Genomic DNA, 15,960 nt, shown 5'->3' on the forward strand with positions numbered 1-15,960 from the left:
TTATATTGTTAAAATATTAGCTTTGTATCGATGAATAAATTATTTTTTAGATTGTTGGTACTATTGATGAGTTTGTCCCTAATTGGGATCATACTGGTTCAGGTATATTGGTTTAATTCCTCGTTTCAAAACAATGACGAGCAATTCAAGTTTCATGTAAAACAAGTGATTGGAAATGTTGCTGATAAGTTGCAAGAACAAGAAGCTTACAGTTTTTATGATAAATACAATAAGTACAAAGATAGCACGGGTAAAATTCCTCAAAAGGTAGATTTGTTAGAGTTCTATTATGTTCAAAAAAATCATGAAACTAACACAACAACCGTTTATTCAAGTACCATAAAATCAGAAGATTATAATATATCTTCAACGTTCTTTGATAAAAAATTAGATAGTGTAAAGTTTAAAAGTTTCAATTCTAAACGCACTACCGAAGTTTATAACAACAATAAAATTGATGTTTCGTCCAATCAGCAAAAATTGATTCCCGATGTTAAGATTGAAAAATCTGGAAATTTAGATGTTTTAGACAATGCTCAATTTGAAATTTTCTTTAAAGACATTGCCTCTACAATGCCTTTGCAAGAAAGAGTTACTAAAGAAGCTTTGCAAAAATTGTTGAAATCAGAATTAGTAGAATATGGTGTAAACACACCTTTTGAATTTGGAATTTACAGCAACGGTTTGGCTACAAAAGTAAAATCGGATGGGTTTGAATATGATAAAAAAAGCACCTATTCCATTCCTGTTTTTACCGATAATGAAGGCAATCACAAATACCAATTATTAGTTTCATTTCCGCAAAAGAAGAAGTTTTTGCTAACCGATTTGATGGGAATTACGTTGTTGTCTATCATTTTTACGCTCATTATTATTATTGCTTATTCCAGTGCGTTGAACCAATTGATTCGTCAGCGTCATATATCTGAAATAAAATCGGATTTTATTAATAATATGACTCATGAGTTCAAAACACCAATTGCCACTATCAATTTAGCCTTGGATGCTATAAAAAATCCAAAAATTATTGAAGATAAAGAAAAGGTTTTCAAATATCTTCAAATGATTAAAGATGAAAATAAAAGAATGCACGCACAGGTGGAGAATGTGTTGAGAATATCTAAATTAGAGAAAAAAGAATTAGATATTGCTAAAGAACCTGTTGATATTCAGGAGATTATTGATGATGCAATTGAACACGTAAGTTTGATATTAGAAGATAGAGAAGGATCAATTACAAAGGATTTTAAAGCTGTTCGCACAACCGTTTTGCTCAACGAAGTTCATTTTATAAATGTAATTGTAAACATATTAGAGAACGCCATAAAGTACACACCTAATGTTCCTAAAATTGAAATTCTTACAGAAAATGTAAAAGAATTTTTGATTGTCAAAGTAAAAGATAATGGAATTGGGATGAGTAAAGTGGCTCAAAAAAGAATTTTCGAAAAGTTCTACAGAGAACACACCGGAGATTTACACGATGTAAAAGGTCATGGTTTAGGCCTAGCTTATGTCAAAAAAATTATTGACGACCACAATAGTCAAATATACGTAGAAAGCGAAAAAGGGAAGGGAAGTACCTTCATAATAAAAATACCATTAATAAATTAAGATATGGAAAATGTAAATAAAAGAATCCTTTTGGTTGAAGATGACCTTAATTTTGGAGCAGTATTAAAAGATTATTTAATGCTAAATGATTTTGATGTCACTTTGGCAAAAAACGGAATGGAAGGTTTCGAAAAATTCAAGAAAGATCCTTATGATTTGTGTATCCTAGACGTGATGATGCCATACAAAGATGGATATACTTTAGCTAAAGAAATCAGAGAGAAAAATGCTGATGTGCCAATCATCTTTTTAACAGCAAAATCGATGAAAGAAGATGTGCTTAAAGGTTATAAAGCAGGAGCTGACGATTATTTGAACAAACCTTTCGATTCTGAAGTTTTGTTGATGAAAATTAAAGCTATCATTCAAAGAAAATCATCTGCTACACAAGCAGAGCCTGTTCAATTTGAATTTAATGTAGGTCAATTTCATTTGAACTCAAAACTTCGATTTTTATCTTACGGAACTGAAGAACCAGTAAAATTATCTCCTAAAGAAAATGAATTATTAAAAATGCTTATTCTTCACGAAAATGACTTAATGCCAAGAGAATTGGCTTTGACCAAAATTTGGAGAGACGACAACTATTTCACTTCCAGAAGTATGGATGTTTATATTGCTAAATTAAGAAAGTATCTTAAACTAGATCCAAACGTGGAAATCTTGAATATTCACGGTGAAGGATTTAGATTAGTGGTTAAGAAATAATTACGGTCAATAAACAAAAAGTCCCCAAAAGAGTTAATCTTTTGGGGACTTTTTTTATGTGTTACAATGTATGATTTATTTCTTCTGTAGAGGACTAATAATTTGAACATTTTGAAAAGCGATGGCTCCTTTGACAACTCCAGAAATTGTAGTTCTTAAAGCATCAATAATGTGGATTTTCAATTCGTTTTTAGGATAAATTAAACTGACTTCTCTGGCTGGTTTTGGCTCTTTGAAGTGTCTTAATTTTAATTGGTCTTTTTCTTTTAAATCCAAAGTATGTAAGTAGGGAAGTAGCGTAGTTCCTAGTCCTTCATCTGCCAGTTTTATCAAGGTTTCGAAACTACCACTTTCTAATTGAAATGAATTTTTAGAAACTACACCTTGATTTTTACATAGATTTAAGATTCCGTCTCTAAAACAGTGTCCGTCTTGTAATAGTAAAATCTCATCCAAATTTAAGTCTGAAACTTCTATTTCGGTTTTGTTAGCAATAGCATTGGTTTCAGGAATATAAGCCACGAATGGCTCGTAATACAATACAATTTCTTTTATTTTTTCATCTTCTAATGGTGTTGCGGCAATAGCTGCATCCAGATGACCATTTTTTAAACGAAGGATAATTTCATCGGTATTCAATTCTTCGATGATGAGTTTTATTTTTGGATATTTCTTGATAAAATTATTCAAAAACATGGGCAAAAGTGTAGGCATAATCGTTGGAATAATTCCCAATCGGAATTCCCCACCAATAAATCCTTTTTGATGTTCTACAATATCTTTGATTCTATCTGCTTCAATGACAATATTCTTGGCTTGATTGACAATTTTTTGACCAATATCAGTGAGTTGAATCGGCTTTTTACTTCTGTCAAATATTTGCACATTTAATTCTTCTTCGATTTTCTGGATTTGCATACTCAATGTAGGTTGAGTCACAAAACATTTTTCGGCAGCAAGCGTAAAATTTTTATGTTCGGCTACAGCCAAAACGTATTGTAGTTGAGTAATTGTCATTGTATAGTATTTTGTGATGCAAATATAAAAACAATCAATTTAATTTATAACGCAAAACTTCATTATTTTATAAAAATCATTTAGATGCTCAAAGCTTGGTAACAAGATTAACAATATTATCGATTTTTGTACGGATTATATTTCCTATTTTTGGAAAACATAATACATACAACAATGAGCGACTTTTATAAGAAAATATTAGAGAATAATAAAAAATGGGTTGAAGATTCATTAGCATTAGATCCTAATTATTTTCAAGATCTTGCCAAAGGACAAACTCCACCATTGCTATGGATTGGTTGTTCAGACAGTAGAGTTCCTGCCAACGAAATTATTGGCGCAAAACCAGGAGAAACTTTCGTGCATCGAAATATTGCCAATATGGTTATTCATTCGGATATGAATATGTTGAGTGTTTTGGATTATGCTGTAAATGTTTTGAAAGTAAAACACGTATTGGTTTGTGGTCATTATGGTTGTGGCGGTATAAAGGCCGCTATGGGCAATGATTCAGTAGGTATAATAGACAACTGGATTCGTCATATAAAAGACATTTATCGCCTGCATCATGTAGAGTTAGATGCTATTGAGGAGGAAAACGAAAGATTTAACAGATTTGTAGAATTAAATGTTATTGAGCAAGTATATGATTTGGCCAAGACCTCAATTGTTCAATCAGCCTGGAAAAAAGGACAAGAGTTATCCATCCACGGTTGGGTTTATGGTCTGAATTCAGGATATGTAACTGACTTAAATGTGAATTTTAGCTCTGATAAAGATTTAGACGGTGTGTATCAATTGAAGTTTTAAAAGAAATTAAGTATAGATAGCTGGTAACTTTTTCAGTTATCAAACAAATAAACCGCAAATTCACAAATCAAAAACCCTGACTGGAAAAGGTAATTTGCGAATTTGCGGTTTATTTTTGTGAATTTTCGTCTTATTCTAAATCTTCTTCATCTAAATTTTCATTAAAAGCCGAGGGTAAAAATTTAGGTATAAATTTGATAAAAATAGGGAGTAACAAACTTCCTCCAGGCAATAAAAAAATAGCCAGCGAAGGAACTGTTTTGCAAATGTCTAATAGCTGTTTTCGTACTTTTTTCTTTTCCTTTTCGTCCAAATCTCTTCGGGTAGAATAGGCTAATAAGAGCATTAGTTCCTTGCTTTGCACAATTTCTTTGACCAATCTGTTTTTATTGCGAGTAATCAATGTTATGACCGTTTGTGTGGTTTGGTCGTAAAAATGTTTTACAGGATTAGAGTATTTAAAATAAGGAATTTCGTTTTTGTATTGGGTGATAAATTCATTTGTTTTGTCAATACTTTCGGTGACAAAAACATCAGGAACGTTCATTAATTCAGCTAGTTTGTGCAAAAAATAAGCTTCGTTATTTTCTATAATTCCATCGCTCCACAATGCCATTCCAGCCATATCTATCAGATAACTTTGTTCCAATTCGTTGGTAAAAAAATCTAATTTTAATTCTTCTAAATTCTTGATATTTACTTTCGAAAATTTGCTGTAGCGCACTGAAGATTCAAAAAGTTTGATCAATAAATCGTCGTATTTAGATTTAGTAGTTTTGGTTTTTAATGCCAGTGAAACGATACTAATAATAGTTTCCTCAATTTTTTTTAAATATTTTTCTGGAATTTCTCCATGAACTAAATATTGGCGAAAAGCCAAAACATCTATAAAGAGTAGCGCATTAGTAACAATGTGAGAAAAGTTTTTGCTGATGATATCAATATTGGTTTGAACCCTGCTGTCTATAATTTTTTCCAAGTTCAATGAAGGAGAATCATTGGGCAATATTTTTTTGAAAAGATTGAATCCTTGCGGGTTCATTTCATTATAAAAAGCAACTGTTTTTGGAATAAAAATTTCAGGATTTTTTTCTTTTGAAGTTAATATATAAACTCCAAATAAGGTATTAAGCAACGCTACTTTTGATATTTCGTTCGTTAGCCATCCTTTTGTTTTTATGGGGAAATCGGTATCAAAAGAAACGATATGACCGTAGATAAATCCAGTTTTTCTAACTTTTGTATAAAACTCATTAGGCTGTATAGAAACGGGGAGCAAAGAAGGTTTTTGCTCTAAAAAAAATTTGTCTATCCAACCAATTGCCGAGGGATTAATCATGCTGTTATTTTGAGGTGTAAATTTATGGTTTTTTATGAATTTGTATTGCTGTTAATCTCTGGATTTTTTGTTTTGGTAACACAAATTTATGATTTGAGTTATTCTATTGTTTCGCGTTTCTTCTCTCTTGGCTTGATAGAGCCAATACAAATAATTTTTTCGATAAGAAGGACTGAAATTTTGATAATTTTCAAAAGCGATTTTGTTTTCATCAAAAGCAGTTTTCAAATCTTCGGGTATGATCAAATCTTGTGCATCATCTAAAGATGTCCAAGAACCATTTTGCTTGGCGATTTCAATTTTGGCTAATCCGCTTTCGTGAATGAGGTTTTCTTTCAGAAGTCTTTCGACATACGATTTGTTGAGTTTGCTCCAAACGCTTTTGTTTTTCCGTGGAGAGAAAACTTGTATTCGGCGTTCATCATCAAGTTTTCTTACCGTAGAATCTATCCATCCATAACAAAGCGCTACTTGAACGGCTTCTTCCCATCGCATACTTTCAAATTGGCTACTAACTTTATAAAAAATCAAGTAAATACCTGTAGATGTATTATGATTTTGATGCAACCATTCTCGCCATTCGTTAGCATTCTTAAAGTAATGCTGTTCTTTTTTGTCCATTAAATAAACTTTAAAATTATTCTATGGTCATTGATTTTAGCTTTTTTCTATAGGCTTCGAGTGCCAAAGCTTTAGAAATAAAACCATAATATTTTCCGTTTTTGAGTACGGGTAAGAATACGACTTTTGCCTTTTCGATTTTATTCATTACAATTTCCATACTGTCTGTTGGGTAAATAACATCAATAGGGGGTGACATTATTTCTTTGACTAAAGTATATTTTACCCGATATTGATTGAAAATAATTTCTCGAATATCGTTAAAATGGACTACACCCAACATTTGATTTTCTTTGTTGACAACAGCAAAAATAACTTGATTGGAATGGGATATTAAATCGACTAATTTTTCTAAATTTTCATCTGGAGAAACCGTCAAATAATCCGTTTGAATAATAGAATTGGTATCTAAAGTAGAAAGAATATTGGTGTCTTTGTTGCTCGTAAAAGCGTGTCCTTTTCTTGCCAAATGCTTAACATCTAGTGAATGTTTTTCAAAACGTTTTGATAACGCATAACTAATAGAAGCAACAATCATAAGTGGAATCATTAGGTCATAACCTCCTGTTATTTCTGCAATTAGAAATATAGCAGTCAACGGAGCGTGAAATAAACCGCTCAAAATACCAGCCATTCCTACCATTGTAAAATTACTTACAGGCAATTTTGTAAGTCCAGTTAAATTTAAAAGTGTAGAAAAGAAAAAACCAACATAAGAACCTAAAAACATAGATGGAGCAAAATTCCCACCATTTCCGCCACTTCCCAAGGTGATTCCTGTAGCAAATGCTTTGAGCATCATGGTTAAACCAACAAATAATAGTAGTATCCAGCTGTTGTTTCTAAAACTTTCAAAGAGTGTGTTTTCTAGCAATTGTCCAGGGTCATTTTCGGATAAAATCTTTATGCTTTCATAACCTTCACCAAAAAGCGTGGGGAAAACAAAAATTAATAAAGACAAAATCGAAGCTCCAATGAAAGCTTTTTTGTAAGGAGAAAATTTTAGCCTAGTAAAAATATGTTCCATTCTTTGAAAATTTCTAGAATAATAAACGGAAATAAGACCAGTAAATAATCCTAAAAAAACATAATAAGGAATGTTATGATAATCAAAGGTTTCTTGTTGTTTGAATGTTAATAAAATAGTTTCATCGAGTGCAATTTTTGAAACTAAAGCACCTGTTGCAGCTGCAATCATAATGGGCGTAAAAGCAGAAATGCTAACATCAACCAGTAACACTTCGATAGCAAACAAAACTCCTGCAATTGGCGCATTAAAAGCAGCTGCAATTCCAGCTGCAACACCACAGCCAATAAGCAATGTTCTATCTTTGTAACTTAATTTATAGCGTTGTGCATAATTAGATCCAAATGCAGCACCAGTTATTACAATTGGACTTTCTAATCCTGCTGATCCTCCCAGACCAACGGTAAGTGAGCTAGTAATAATTTGGGCATACATTTGTTTTTTAGGAATAATACTTGCTTTTTTAGCTACTGCATATAAAATTTGTGAAGTACCTTTTTCTATTGTGCCTCCTAAAAATCTTTTGATGACCAAAACAGTAAGCAAAATTCCAATGATAGGAAACAACCCTTTTATAAATCCGTATTTTAAAATACTTGTTACATAAGTAGCAAAAGTAAAAATATTGTGTGCAAAAGTTTTTAATACAATTACCGCAATAGCAGCCGAAATACCTACTAAAACACTGGATAAAAATATAAATTGTTTGTTCGTGATTTTATCTCTTGACCAGGCAATCAGATTTTCAAGTTTATAAAGATATTTTTTGAACATTTTTTGCTTTTTTGGAGATTACAAAAATACTCTATTTAGAAATCAAAGAATATGTTTTAACGCTTCTTTTTTGCTCAAAGGTTTTAAATTTGTGTTAGCCACATAGTTTTTTACTGCTTCAGGATTGGTTTTGGTATATTCTCGTAATGCCCAGCCAATGGCTTTTTGAATGAAAAACTCGTTCGAATTTTTATGTTTTTCACATTCGGATTTCAATAAATCGAAATTGGTTTTTTGTTTGTAACCCAATTGAAAAAGAATAGCACTTCTATTAAGCCACATGTTTTCCGAATTCGAAAAATGTTCAATTACTTTTTCAGTTTGCAAAGGGTGTTCTAATAAATATTCTCCCAACAGATATTTGGCAATCGTATCCACGCTGTCCCACCAAGAGTTGGTGATAATCATTTTTTCGATAAGTTGAATATCCTCTTTTTTATAATTTTTTTTGAGTTCTTTTATCAGTATTTCGATCCCACAATAGTGTAATTCTCTTTGCGGTTTGGTAAAGAGTTTCCAAGCAATTGCTCTGATATTTTCTGAAACTTCTTGTTGATTTTCTTTCCAAATGGTTTTGAAAATCAATCTTCGGTCAGTTGTTTTTAGTCCAAAAAAAGGAAAGTGATTTCGCATGTACTTCGCCATCTTCAACCCATTTTCAGGATTACTATTTTCGTTAAAAGAGGTTTCTAATGATTTGATGAAAGGCATATTTTTAATTTTTAGTAATTAGTGAATAGTCATTAGTGATTAGCCTTGAAATTTGTTTAAACAAAAGCTAATTACTATTCACTAATTACTATGGACTTAAATCAGTTTGTATTTTCTGTTTTGAATGTGTTTTTATTTCTTCGAAAAAAGTAGTGAATTCCATTTCGAATTCCGAGTAGAAAGTTCTTAATTCTGCGATACCCAATTGCATATTCGAATTGTGTTTCATTCGGTTGTCCATTTTTTGTAAAATGATTTCGATTCCTTCAATCGTTTGGTAACTTAACAACCAGTTTTGAGCAATTAAATACGGCACCATCTTTTGCGTTTTCTCATTCAAAAATTCATAATTGTCTCGCAACGATTGGTAAAAACGTTGAGTAAAACTTTCTAATGTTTCGTCTGAATAATTACTCCAGTTTTTGGCCAAAAAATGATCGTAAAAAATATCCACGATGATGCCAGAATAGTGATGATAATTGGCGTGCAAACGTTTCGTACTTTGACGAAAAATCGGATGTGCATCCGTGAAAGTATCTATTTCACGATGCAAAATAATTCCTTTTTGTATCTCGATTGGAAAAGTATCAAAGTTTTTTCCGTGAATACCATCAGCCATAAAATTGCCAATTTTCATCAAATCGTTGTCTCCAGAAAGGTATATGTGGGCTAAAAAGTTCATTTTAGATTTCAGATTTTAGATTTCAGATTAGACTTTATTACTGGAATAATGAATTTGATTATAATTTTAAAGTCGTAGTCTGTAATCATTTTTATAAAGATATAAAAAAACACGAACCATCGAATTATTTAAAAGAAATAGTAACTTACATTTTACGTCTTATTAAATACATAACTTTTTTATATTTGCATCCAAAATCTGCAATCTAAACTCTGCAATCTAAACTCTAAAATCAAATGACTTTAATAAAATCTATATCGGGAATTCGAGGAACTATTGGCGGAAAAGTAGGGGATAACCTGACTCCGGTGGATGCGGTAAAATTTGCTTCGGCTTATGGAACCTGGTTGAAGCAAAATTCCAAAAATGAAATTCCAAATTCCAAATTAAAAGTTGTAGTTGGTCGCGATGCCCGTATTTCTGGTCCAATGATTCATAATTTGGTGGTAAACACATTAATAGGTTTAGGAATTGATGTGGTCGATTTAGGACTTTCTACGACACCTACAGTTGAAGTGGCTGTTCCTTTGGAAAGTGCTCATGGCGGAATTATTCTTACCGCTTCACACAATCCAAAACAATGGAATGCTTTGAAATTACTGAATGAAAAAGGAGAATTTCTAAATGGTATCGAAGGAGAAAAAATCCTTCAAATTGCCGAAGCCGAAGCATTCGATTTTTCGGATGTGGATAGTTTAGGCGAAATCCTTGAAAATGATGCTTATATGGACATTCATATCGACGAAGTTTTGAACTTACCTTTGGTAGATATCGAAGTGGTTAAAGCCGCAAAATTTAAAGTTGTTGTGGATGGAGTAAATTCATCAGGAGGAATTATTATTCCAAAATTATTGGAATTAATGGGTGTTGAAGTTGTAAAATTATACTGTGAGCCTAACGGACATTTTCCTCACAATCCAGAGCCTTTGAAAGAGCATTTAACAGATATTTCAGAATTAGTTGTAGAAGAAAAAGCCCATTTAGGAATTGTAGTTGATCCCGATGTAGATCGTTTGGCTTTTATCTGTGAAGACGGCGAAATGTTTGGCGAAGAATATACTTTGGTGGCTTGTGCTGATTATGTGTTGAGCAAAACGCCAGGCAATACGGTTTCGAATATGTCGTCTTCCCGTGCTTTGCGTGATGTGACGAATTTGCATAAAGGAAGCTACGAAGCCAGCGCAGTAGGTGAGGTGAATGTAGTGGAATTAATGAAGAAAAACAATGCCATTATTGGTGGAGAAGGAAACGGCGGAATTATTTATCCTGAATTGCATTATGGTCGCGATAGTTTGGTAGGTGTGGCTTTGTTCTTGACGCATTTGGCGAATAAGAAAATGAGCGTTTCAGCTTTGAGGGCTTCCTATCCTGAATATTATATGAGCAAAAACAAAATCGAATTGACTCCACAAATTGATGTAGATGCGATTTTGGTAGCCATGACTGAAAAATACAAAAACGAAGACATCACAACCATTGACGGAGTGAAAATTGACTTTGCCGAAAACTGGGTTCACCTTCGTAAATCGAATACCGAACCGATTATTCGTATTTATACCGAAGCGGCTTCACAAGAAAAAGCAGATGCTTTGGCGTTGCGCATTATTGACGAGATTAAATTAATCGCTGGAATTTAAAAAGCTAGTTTTATAAATGAAAAATCCTTTCAGAGAGTACTCTTTTAAAGGATTTTTTTTATGAATTATATTAACTTAATACTTGATTTAAGAATTGGTAATTAATTTAATACCAGCGTTTTTTATTTTGTTTTGAAGCGTTAGATTTTCTAGATTTTTGTTTTTCGCCACTTCGGTTGGAATTGTTTGGTTTTGTAGATCCACCTGTAGCTGTTTCTGGATTTCCAGAATGCCAAGGATACGGATGATCGCTTACAATTTTCACATCCACTTTTATTAATTTTTGGATGTCTTTCCAATATTGATGTTCGTCTTTACCACAAAAAGAAATCGCAATTCCTTCATTTCCTGCACGACCTGTACGACCAATTCGGTGAACATAAGTTTCAGGAATATTAGGTAAATCAAAATTGATTACGAAGGGCAATTGGTCAATATCAATTCCACGAGCGGCAATATCTGTAGCTACTAAAACACCAACTTCTTTGTTTTTGAAGGCATCTAAAACGCGTTGTCTCGCATTTTGTGATTTGTCTCCATGAATGGCTTCGGCAGGAATATCTTTTTTGCGCAATGCTTTTACCACATTATCTGCTCCATGCTTGGTCCTAGAAAACACCAATACATTCGATAAATTTTCATTTTTTATCAAATGATATAATAGGTTTCTTTTTTCGCCTTTCTCTACAAAATAAACCCGTTGTTCTACACTTTCGGCAGTTGATGATACGGGAGAAACTTCTACTTTTGCTGGATCCTTCAAAAACATTTCGGCTAATTCTCGGATAGCAATGGGCATGGTTGCCGAGAATAATAAAGTTTGTCTGTTTTTTGGCGTAAGCTTTACAATTTTTTTGACATCGTTGATGAATCCCATGTCTAACATTTGATCGGCTTCGTCCAAAACTAGTGTGTGTAAACTATCTAAATTGATAAATCCTTGTTTGTGCAAGTCTAATAATCTTCCGGGTGTTGCTACAAGTACATCAACGCCTTTTTTCAAAGTATCTACTTGAGGAACTTGAGAAACACCACCAAAAAGAGTGAGTTGAACCAAGTTGGTATATTTTCCGTAAGTGTCAAAACTTTGACCAATTTGTACGGCTAATTCTCGAGTTGGAGTTACGATTAAAGCACGAATTTCTTTGGCTTTTTTAGATGAACCTACAATTCGATGCAATTGATGTATGATTGGAATAGCAAATGCTGCTGTTTTTCCTGTTCCTGTTTGTGCGCAACCTATTAAATCTCTGCCAGATAAAACCAGCGGAATAGATTGTTCTTGAATGGGTGTAGCTTCAGTATAGCCTTCTTCAAATACGGCTTTTTGGATACTTTTTGAAAGTGATAAATCTTCGAATAACATATATTTTGTATTAAATATCCTGTGATAAGTACAAGGATAGTGGCGCAAAGATAGGTTTTATATTTTTGATGCGAATTAGTTCAGAATGTCAACAGGGCATTCGCTTTTAAAACCAGTAGACACGAATTTCACGAATTAAAGATTGCTAAAGTTTAATTGTCACTAATTTTAAGCGTTATTATGATTTTGTAAAATTTTTAAAGTTTACTCTTCGTGCAAATTTGTGGAATTCGTGTGAAATTTTTTAAATGCGAATGCCGTGGAATGTCAATATTTTAATCTTTAAATTTGAGGATGAATACTATTTTGTGATTTCATAAAATCAGTAACCAAATAACCAATCAATTTTCCTATAAGGTGTGTGTTTTTGTCTTCTCCCAAGTCTGGAGCACCTTCGCTAATATGCAAATATGCTGCATTTTTATTTTTTCCAAAAAAGGAAACAAACTGCCTTAATTCTTCGACAGAAAATCCACTCAAAGTCATGGCACTACTGGCAATATTTGGTATGGCATCAAGATCTATTTCGATTCCATAAAAATCGGTTTGAACAAACTCTGCTGCCGAATGTAGTTCTAGGTTAAAATCTTTTTCTTTTCGGATTTTTATGCTGTCATAAGTGCAATATCGTACCCTATTTTCGGTTTTTTTAATAATATCCAACACGCTTTTGGAGGTGTAGTTTTCGTGTAAACCAAAAATAAAATATTTCTTTAAAAAACCTTCTTCAAAAGTATAAGAAAAAGCATTTCCGCTATGTCTTCCTTCTAGAATTCGAAAATCAGAATGGGCATCAAAATTTACTGCATTTATCGGTTTTCCTTTTGCCAGTGCCGTTCCTTTAATATTTCCATAGGCGTTATTATGTCCACCGCCAATAATGATAGGTGTTTTTCCTGCTTTTATGATATTGAAAATAATATGAGAAACTTCTTTATCAATTTTTTCTACTAATTGACTTAATCTGGTGCGATCATCAAATTTATGAAAATCTAAATGTTCTACTTCCTCCATCTCCTCACTCACATCGAGGTGTCCTAAAACTAAAATCTGATTGCCTTTAGCAAATCGATTGTGCTGGATATTGGCAATACTAGCTATAGCACTTTCCCATGCAGAAGCTGTTCCGGGTCTGCCATGATTGGCTCTAACGCCAATGTCTTCAGGTATTCCAAACAAAATAAATTTGGCTTCTGTTGTTTTTAAAAAAGTAGCCACATCAATTCCTTTTGGAAGCGTTAACATTTTTTCGCCAAATTTTATTTCACCACTTCTATGATTGGTTACTTTAGCAAGATCCTTGATTGAAAAAGGGATTAGTTTTTTTTCCATAAAAAAAATTAAGCTCCAAATATAATATAATTGTCGATAATACGTTTAAAGCTCAAATTATATTAATAAATTTGTATTTAAAAATAATCATAAAATGGAAGAACAACAAAACAATTCGAACTCAAGTTTAAAGATAATTATAGGAATTTTAGCCTTACTACTAGTGGGTAGTTTAGGTTATATCTATAAAATCACTACAGAAGCTAAAGAAGTACAAACCGAGATGACCAAAATTGTATCTGAAAAAGATTTGGTTTTGAAAGATTTAGAAGAATTAAAAACAACTTATGATGCTGCTATCGCTGAAAATACTTCAATGTCTGAAGAATTAATTGCAGAAAGAGATAAGGTGGTAAACTTGATTAGTGAAGTAAACAAATCAAAAGGAGATGTAACAAAATACAAATCTCAATTACAGAATTTGCAAAGCAATATGAAAGTTTTGATTGCTGAAAATGATAACTTAAAAAAGCAAAATAAAACCCTGACTACTCAACGTGATAGTACTATTGTCGTTTTAGGAGAAGCAAGAAAATACAATGAAGTTATTGTTGGTCAAAACGAAGAATTAGCAAAAACGGTTGAAAAAGGGTCTAAATTGTCAGTTTTGAATTTGAAAACTGCAGCTTTTAAAGTAAGAAGTTCAGGCAAACAGATAGAAACCGACAAAGCAGGAAGGGCTGATGTTCTTCGAATTAGCTTTACCATTGCCGAAAATCAAATTGCAAAATCAGGTGATAAAGCCTATTATGTTCAAGTGATTGATAGTAAAAATAATGTTCTTGGTGATAAACAAACTGTTAATTTTGACGAAAAGTCATTGACTTACAGTTTTATTTCTAATGTGAAATATGAAAATAAAACAGTTCAAGTTTCACAAGATTTACCAGGAAAAGATTTTGCAAAAGGAACTTATTTTATCAATGTTTTTGATAAAAACGAATTGGTTTCTAAATCTAGTTTTAGCTTGAAATAATTTTTAGGATTTTCATATAAAAAAAGAGGAGCAATCGCTCCTCTTTTTTTATGCTTATTAGTGGTCGTTTTTAAATTATTCTGAAACTTTAATTTCGAACATTTTGTCCCAATTTTTTCCCGTTACAAAAATGGTTTTAGTTTTTGGGTTGTAAGCAATTCCGTTGAGTACCTCCGCATTTGGATAAGTAAGAAACTTTCTTAAGCCTGACATATCTAGAATTCCTTCTACAGCTCCAGTGGCTGGATTTACAACCGCAATAGCATCTTTTTGCCATACATTCGTATAGATTTTGCCCTCAATCCATTCCAGCTCATTGATACTCTCAATTTTAGCATTTCCAGAATAAACATTCACATAATCAATCATCTTTTGTGTTGCAGGATCCATTTTCCAAATTTTTTCAGTTCCATCCGACTGATAGATATAATTACCATCATTGGTCATTCCCCAACCTTCAATTTCTTTGTCGTATTTAAAGGTTTTTTCGAGCTTCCAAGTATCGGCATTGTATATAAAACCTATTTTTTCCTTGTATGTAATTTGGTAAATTTTATTGTTTACAATAGTTATTCCTTCGCCAAAATATTTCCCTTCTAAATTTTGACTTTTGTATATTTTTCCCGTTTTGTAGTCGGTTTTCAAAAGTTTCGATTCGTTATAATTTCCTGTTCCTTCAAACAAAGTATCTTTATAAAACTCTAAACCTTCTGTAAAAGAAGAGATATCGTGCGGATACGTATTTAGAATCGTATATTTTAATAATTTAGGTTCAACATTCGAAACCAATTCTACTCTGCTTATAGCCAAAGCATTTTCACCATTATAATAAACAATAGCTTTTAGATTTTGATAACCTAGTTTTTGGTTTTTAAACTGGAAAGACAATTTTTCAAGACCTTTTGTTGTTCCAATTTTTAAGTCGTTTATGTAGTAAGCAACGCTATCTACTTCTTTGGATTCAGGATTTAGAACACCAAGCTGAATACCGTCTTGTGGTAAATAATGCGCTTGAAATTTAGATTCGTCAAAAGAAAATACACTGTTGTTAGTTTTTTTTGTGTCGCCACAACTTACTATTGTTATTCCTAATAAAATGATAGATAGGAAGTTATATTTTTTCATAAATTAAAATTTTAATAATGCAATATACAACCTTATTTATTAGTCGCAAACCGCTTGCAAAAATATAAAAAGAGTGTATATTTGCACTGGCAAGTCCTACACGACCAGCTCCTGCAGAATCCCCCAGGATGGGAACATAGCAAGGGTAAGCGGTTGAGCGGTGCGATGTAGGTCGCTTGCCATTTTTTATTTTATAAATAAAGTAGTCTTCCTTATGGAAG

The 15,960-nt window shown here is 32.4% G+C and carries 14 protein-coding genes and 1 other RNA gene; 6 read left to right on the forward strand and 9 right to left on the reverse strand.

Annotation, left to right across the window (positions count from 1 at the left end; genetic code table 11):
- Nucleotides 1-30: 30 nt before the first annotated feature.
- Entirely contained in the window at nucleotides 31-1,614 is a 1,584-nt protein-coding gene (locus OZP15_RS07590; protein WP_281337439.1) for a sensor histidine kinase, read from the forward strand.
- Nucleotides 1,615-1,617: 3 nt separating this feature from the next.
- Nucleotides 1,618-2,322 (forward strand): response regulator transcription factor, encoded by a 705-nt coding sequence (locus tag OZP15_RS07595; RefSeq protein WP_269224931.1) that lies wholly within the window; start codon nucleotides 1,618-1,620, stop codon nucleotides 2,320-2,322.
- Between the two features lie 75 nt (nucleotides 2,323-2,397).
- Here OZP15_RS07595 and OZP15_RS07600 read toward each other — a convergent pair whose 3' ends face one another.
- Nucleotides 2,398-3,339: a LysR substrate-binding domain-containing protein gene (locus tag OZP15_RS07600; RefSeq protein WP_269224932.1), complete on the reverse strand. Its 942-nt coding sequence runs from the start codon at nucleotides 3,337-3,339 to the stop codon at nucleotides 2,398-2,400.
- 174 nt (nucleotides 3,340-3,513) lie between these two features.
- Between OZP15_RS07600 and can the strand changes: the two genes are divergently transcribed.
- Nucleotides 3,514-4,149, forward strand: coding sequence for a carbonate dehydratase (gene can, locus OZP15_RS07605; protein ID WP_269224933.1), 636 nt, complete (start codon nucleotides 3,514-3,516; stop codon nucleotides 4,147-4,149).
- Nucleotides 4,150-4,279: 130 nt separating this feature from the next.
- On the opposite strand, the gene OZP15_RS07610 is transcribed toward can, so the two are convergent.
- The 5 genes from OZP15_RS07610 to OZP15_RS07630 all read right to left on the reverse strand — a co-directional run bounded on the left by OZP15_RS07610 (nucleotide 4,280) and on the right by OZP15_RS07630 (nucleotide 9,303).
- Nucleotides 4,280-5,488, reverse strand: a complete 1,209-nt coding sequence (locus OZP15_RS07610; RefSeq protein WP_281337440.1) for an LETM1-related biofilm-associated protein — start codon at nucleotides 5,486-5,488, stop codon at nucleotides 4,280-4,282.
- Nucleotides 5,489-5,539: 51 nt separating this feature from the next.
- Nucleotides 5,540-6,109, reverse strand: coding sequence for a YdeI/OmpD-associated family protein (locus tag OZP15_RS07615; RefSeq protein ID WP_269224934.1), 570 nt, complete (start codon nucleotides 6,107-6,109; stop codon nucleotides 5,540-5,542).
- A 16-nt stretch (nucleotides 6,110-6,125) separates the two neighbouring features.
- Nucleotides 6,126-7,910 (reverse strand): chloride channel protein, encoded by a 1,785-nt coding sequence (locus tag OZP15_RS07620; RefSeq protein ID WP_269224935.1) that lies wholly within the window; start codon nucleotides 7,908-7,910, stop codon nucleotides 6,126-6,128.
- A 42-nt stretch (nucleotides 7,911-7,952) separates the two neighbouring features.
- Nucleotides 7,953-8,621, reverse strand: coding sequence for a DNA alkylation repair protein (locus OZP15_RS07625; protein WP_269224936.1), 669 nt, complete (start codon nucleotides 8,619-8,621; stop codon nucleotides 7,953-7,955).
- Nucleotides 8,622-8,709: 88 nt separating this feature from the next.
- Complete coding sequence (locus OZP15_RS07630; RefSeq protein WP_269224937.1) at nucleotides 8,710-9,303, reverse strand: acyl carrier protein phosphodiesterase; 594 nt, start codon at nucleotides 9,301-9,303, stop codon at nucleotides 8,710-8,712.
- A gap of 236 nt (nucleotides 9,304-9,539) precedes the next feature.
- Between OZP15_RS07630 and glmM the strand changes: the two genes are divergently transcribed.
- On the forward strand, nucleotides 9,540-10,940 hold the full coding sequence (gene glmM / locus OZP15_RS07635) for a phosphoglucosamine mutase (protein WP_281337441.1): 1,401 nt from the start codon (nucleotides 9,540-9,542) through the stop codon (nucleotides 10,938-10,940).
- A 106-nt stretch (nucleotides 10,941-11,046) separates the two neighbouring features.
- Here the strand turns inward: glmM and OZP15_RS07640 are convergent, their stop codons facing one another.
- Nucleotides 11,047-12,306 (reverse strand): DEAD/DEAH box helicase, encoded by a 1,260-nt coding sequence (locus OZP15_RS07640; RefSeq protein WP_269224938.1) that lies wholly within the window; start codon nucleotides 12,304-12,306, stop codon nucleotides 11,047-11,049.
- A 282-nt stretch (nucleotides 12,307-12,588) separates the two neighbouring features.
- Nucleotides 12,589-13,638 (reverse strand): formimidoylglutamase, encoded by a 1,050-nt coding sequence (locus OZP15_RS07645; protein ID WP_281337442.1) that lies wholly within the window; start codon nucleotides 13,636-13,638, stop codon nucleotides 12,589-12,591.
- Between the two features lie 94 nt (nucleotides 13,639-13,732).
- Between OZP15_RS07645 and OZP15_RS07650 the strand changes: the two genes are divergently transcribed.
- Nucleotides 13,733-14,614, forward strand: a complete 882-nt coding sequence (locus OZP15_RS07650) for a DUF8428 domain-containing protein (RefSeq protein WP_269224939.1) — start codon at nucleotides 13,733-13,735, stop codon at nucleotides 14,612-14,614.
- A gap of 75 nt (nucleotides 14,615-14,689) precedes the next feature.
- Here the strand turns inward: OZP15_RS07650 and OZP15_RS07655 are convergent, their stop codons facing one another.
- The gene (locus OZP15_RS07655) at nucleotides 14,690-15,739 is read right to left on the reverse strand and encodes a glutaminyl-peptide cyclotransferase (RefSeq protein ID WP_281337443.1); all 1,050 of its coding nucleotides are present in this window, start codon (nucleotides 15,737-15,739) and stop codon (nucleotides 14,690-14,692) included.
- 87 nt (nucleotides 15,740-15,826) lie between these two features.
- Here OZP15_RS07655 and ffs point away from each other — a divergent pair.
- Nucleotides 15,827-15,924: signal recognition particle sRNA small type (gene ffs / locus OZP15_RS07660), an RNA gene on the forward strand.
- Nucleotides 15,925-15,960 lie beyond the last annotated feature (36 nt).

Source organism: Flavobacterium eburneipallidum (assembly GCF_027111355.2).
Lineage (GTDB): Bacteria > Bacteroidota > Bacteroidia > Flavobacteriales > Flavobacteriaceae > Flavobacterium > Flavobacterium eburneipallidum.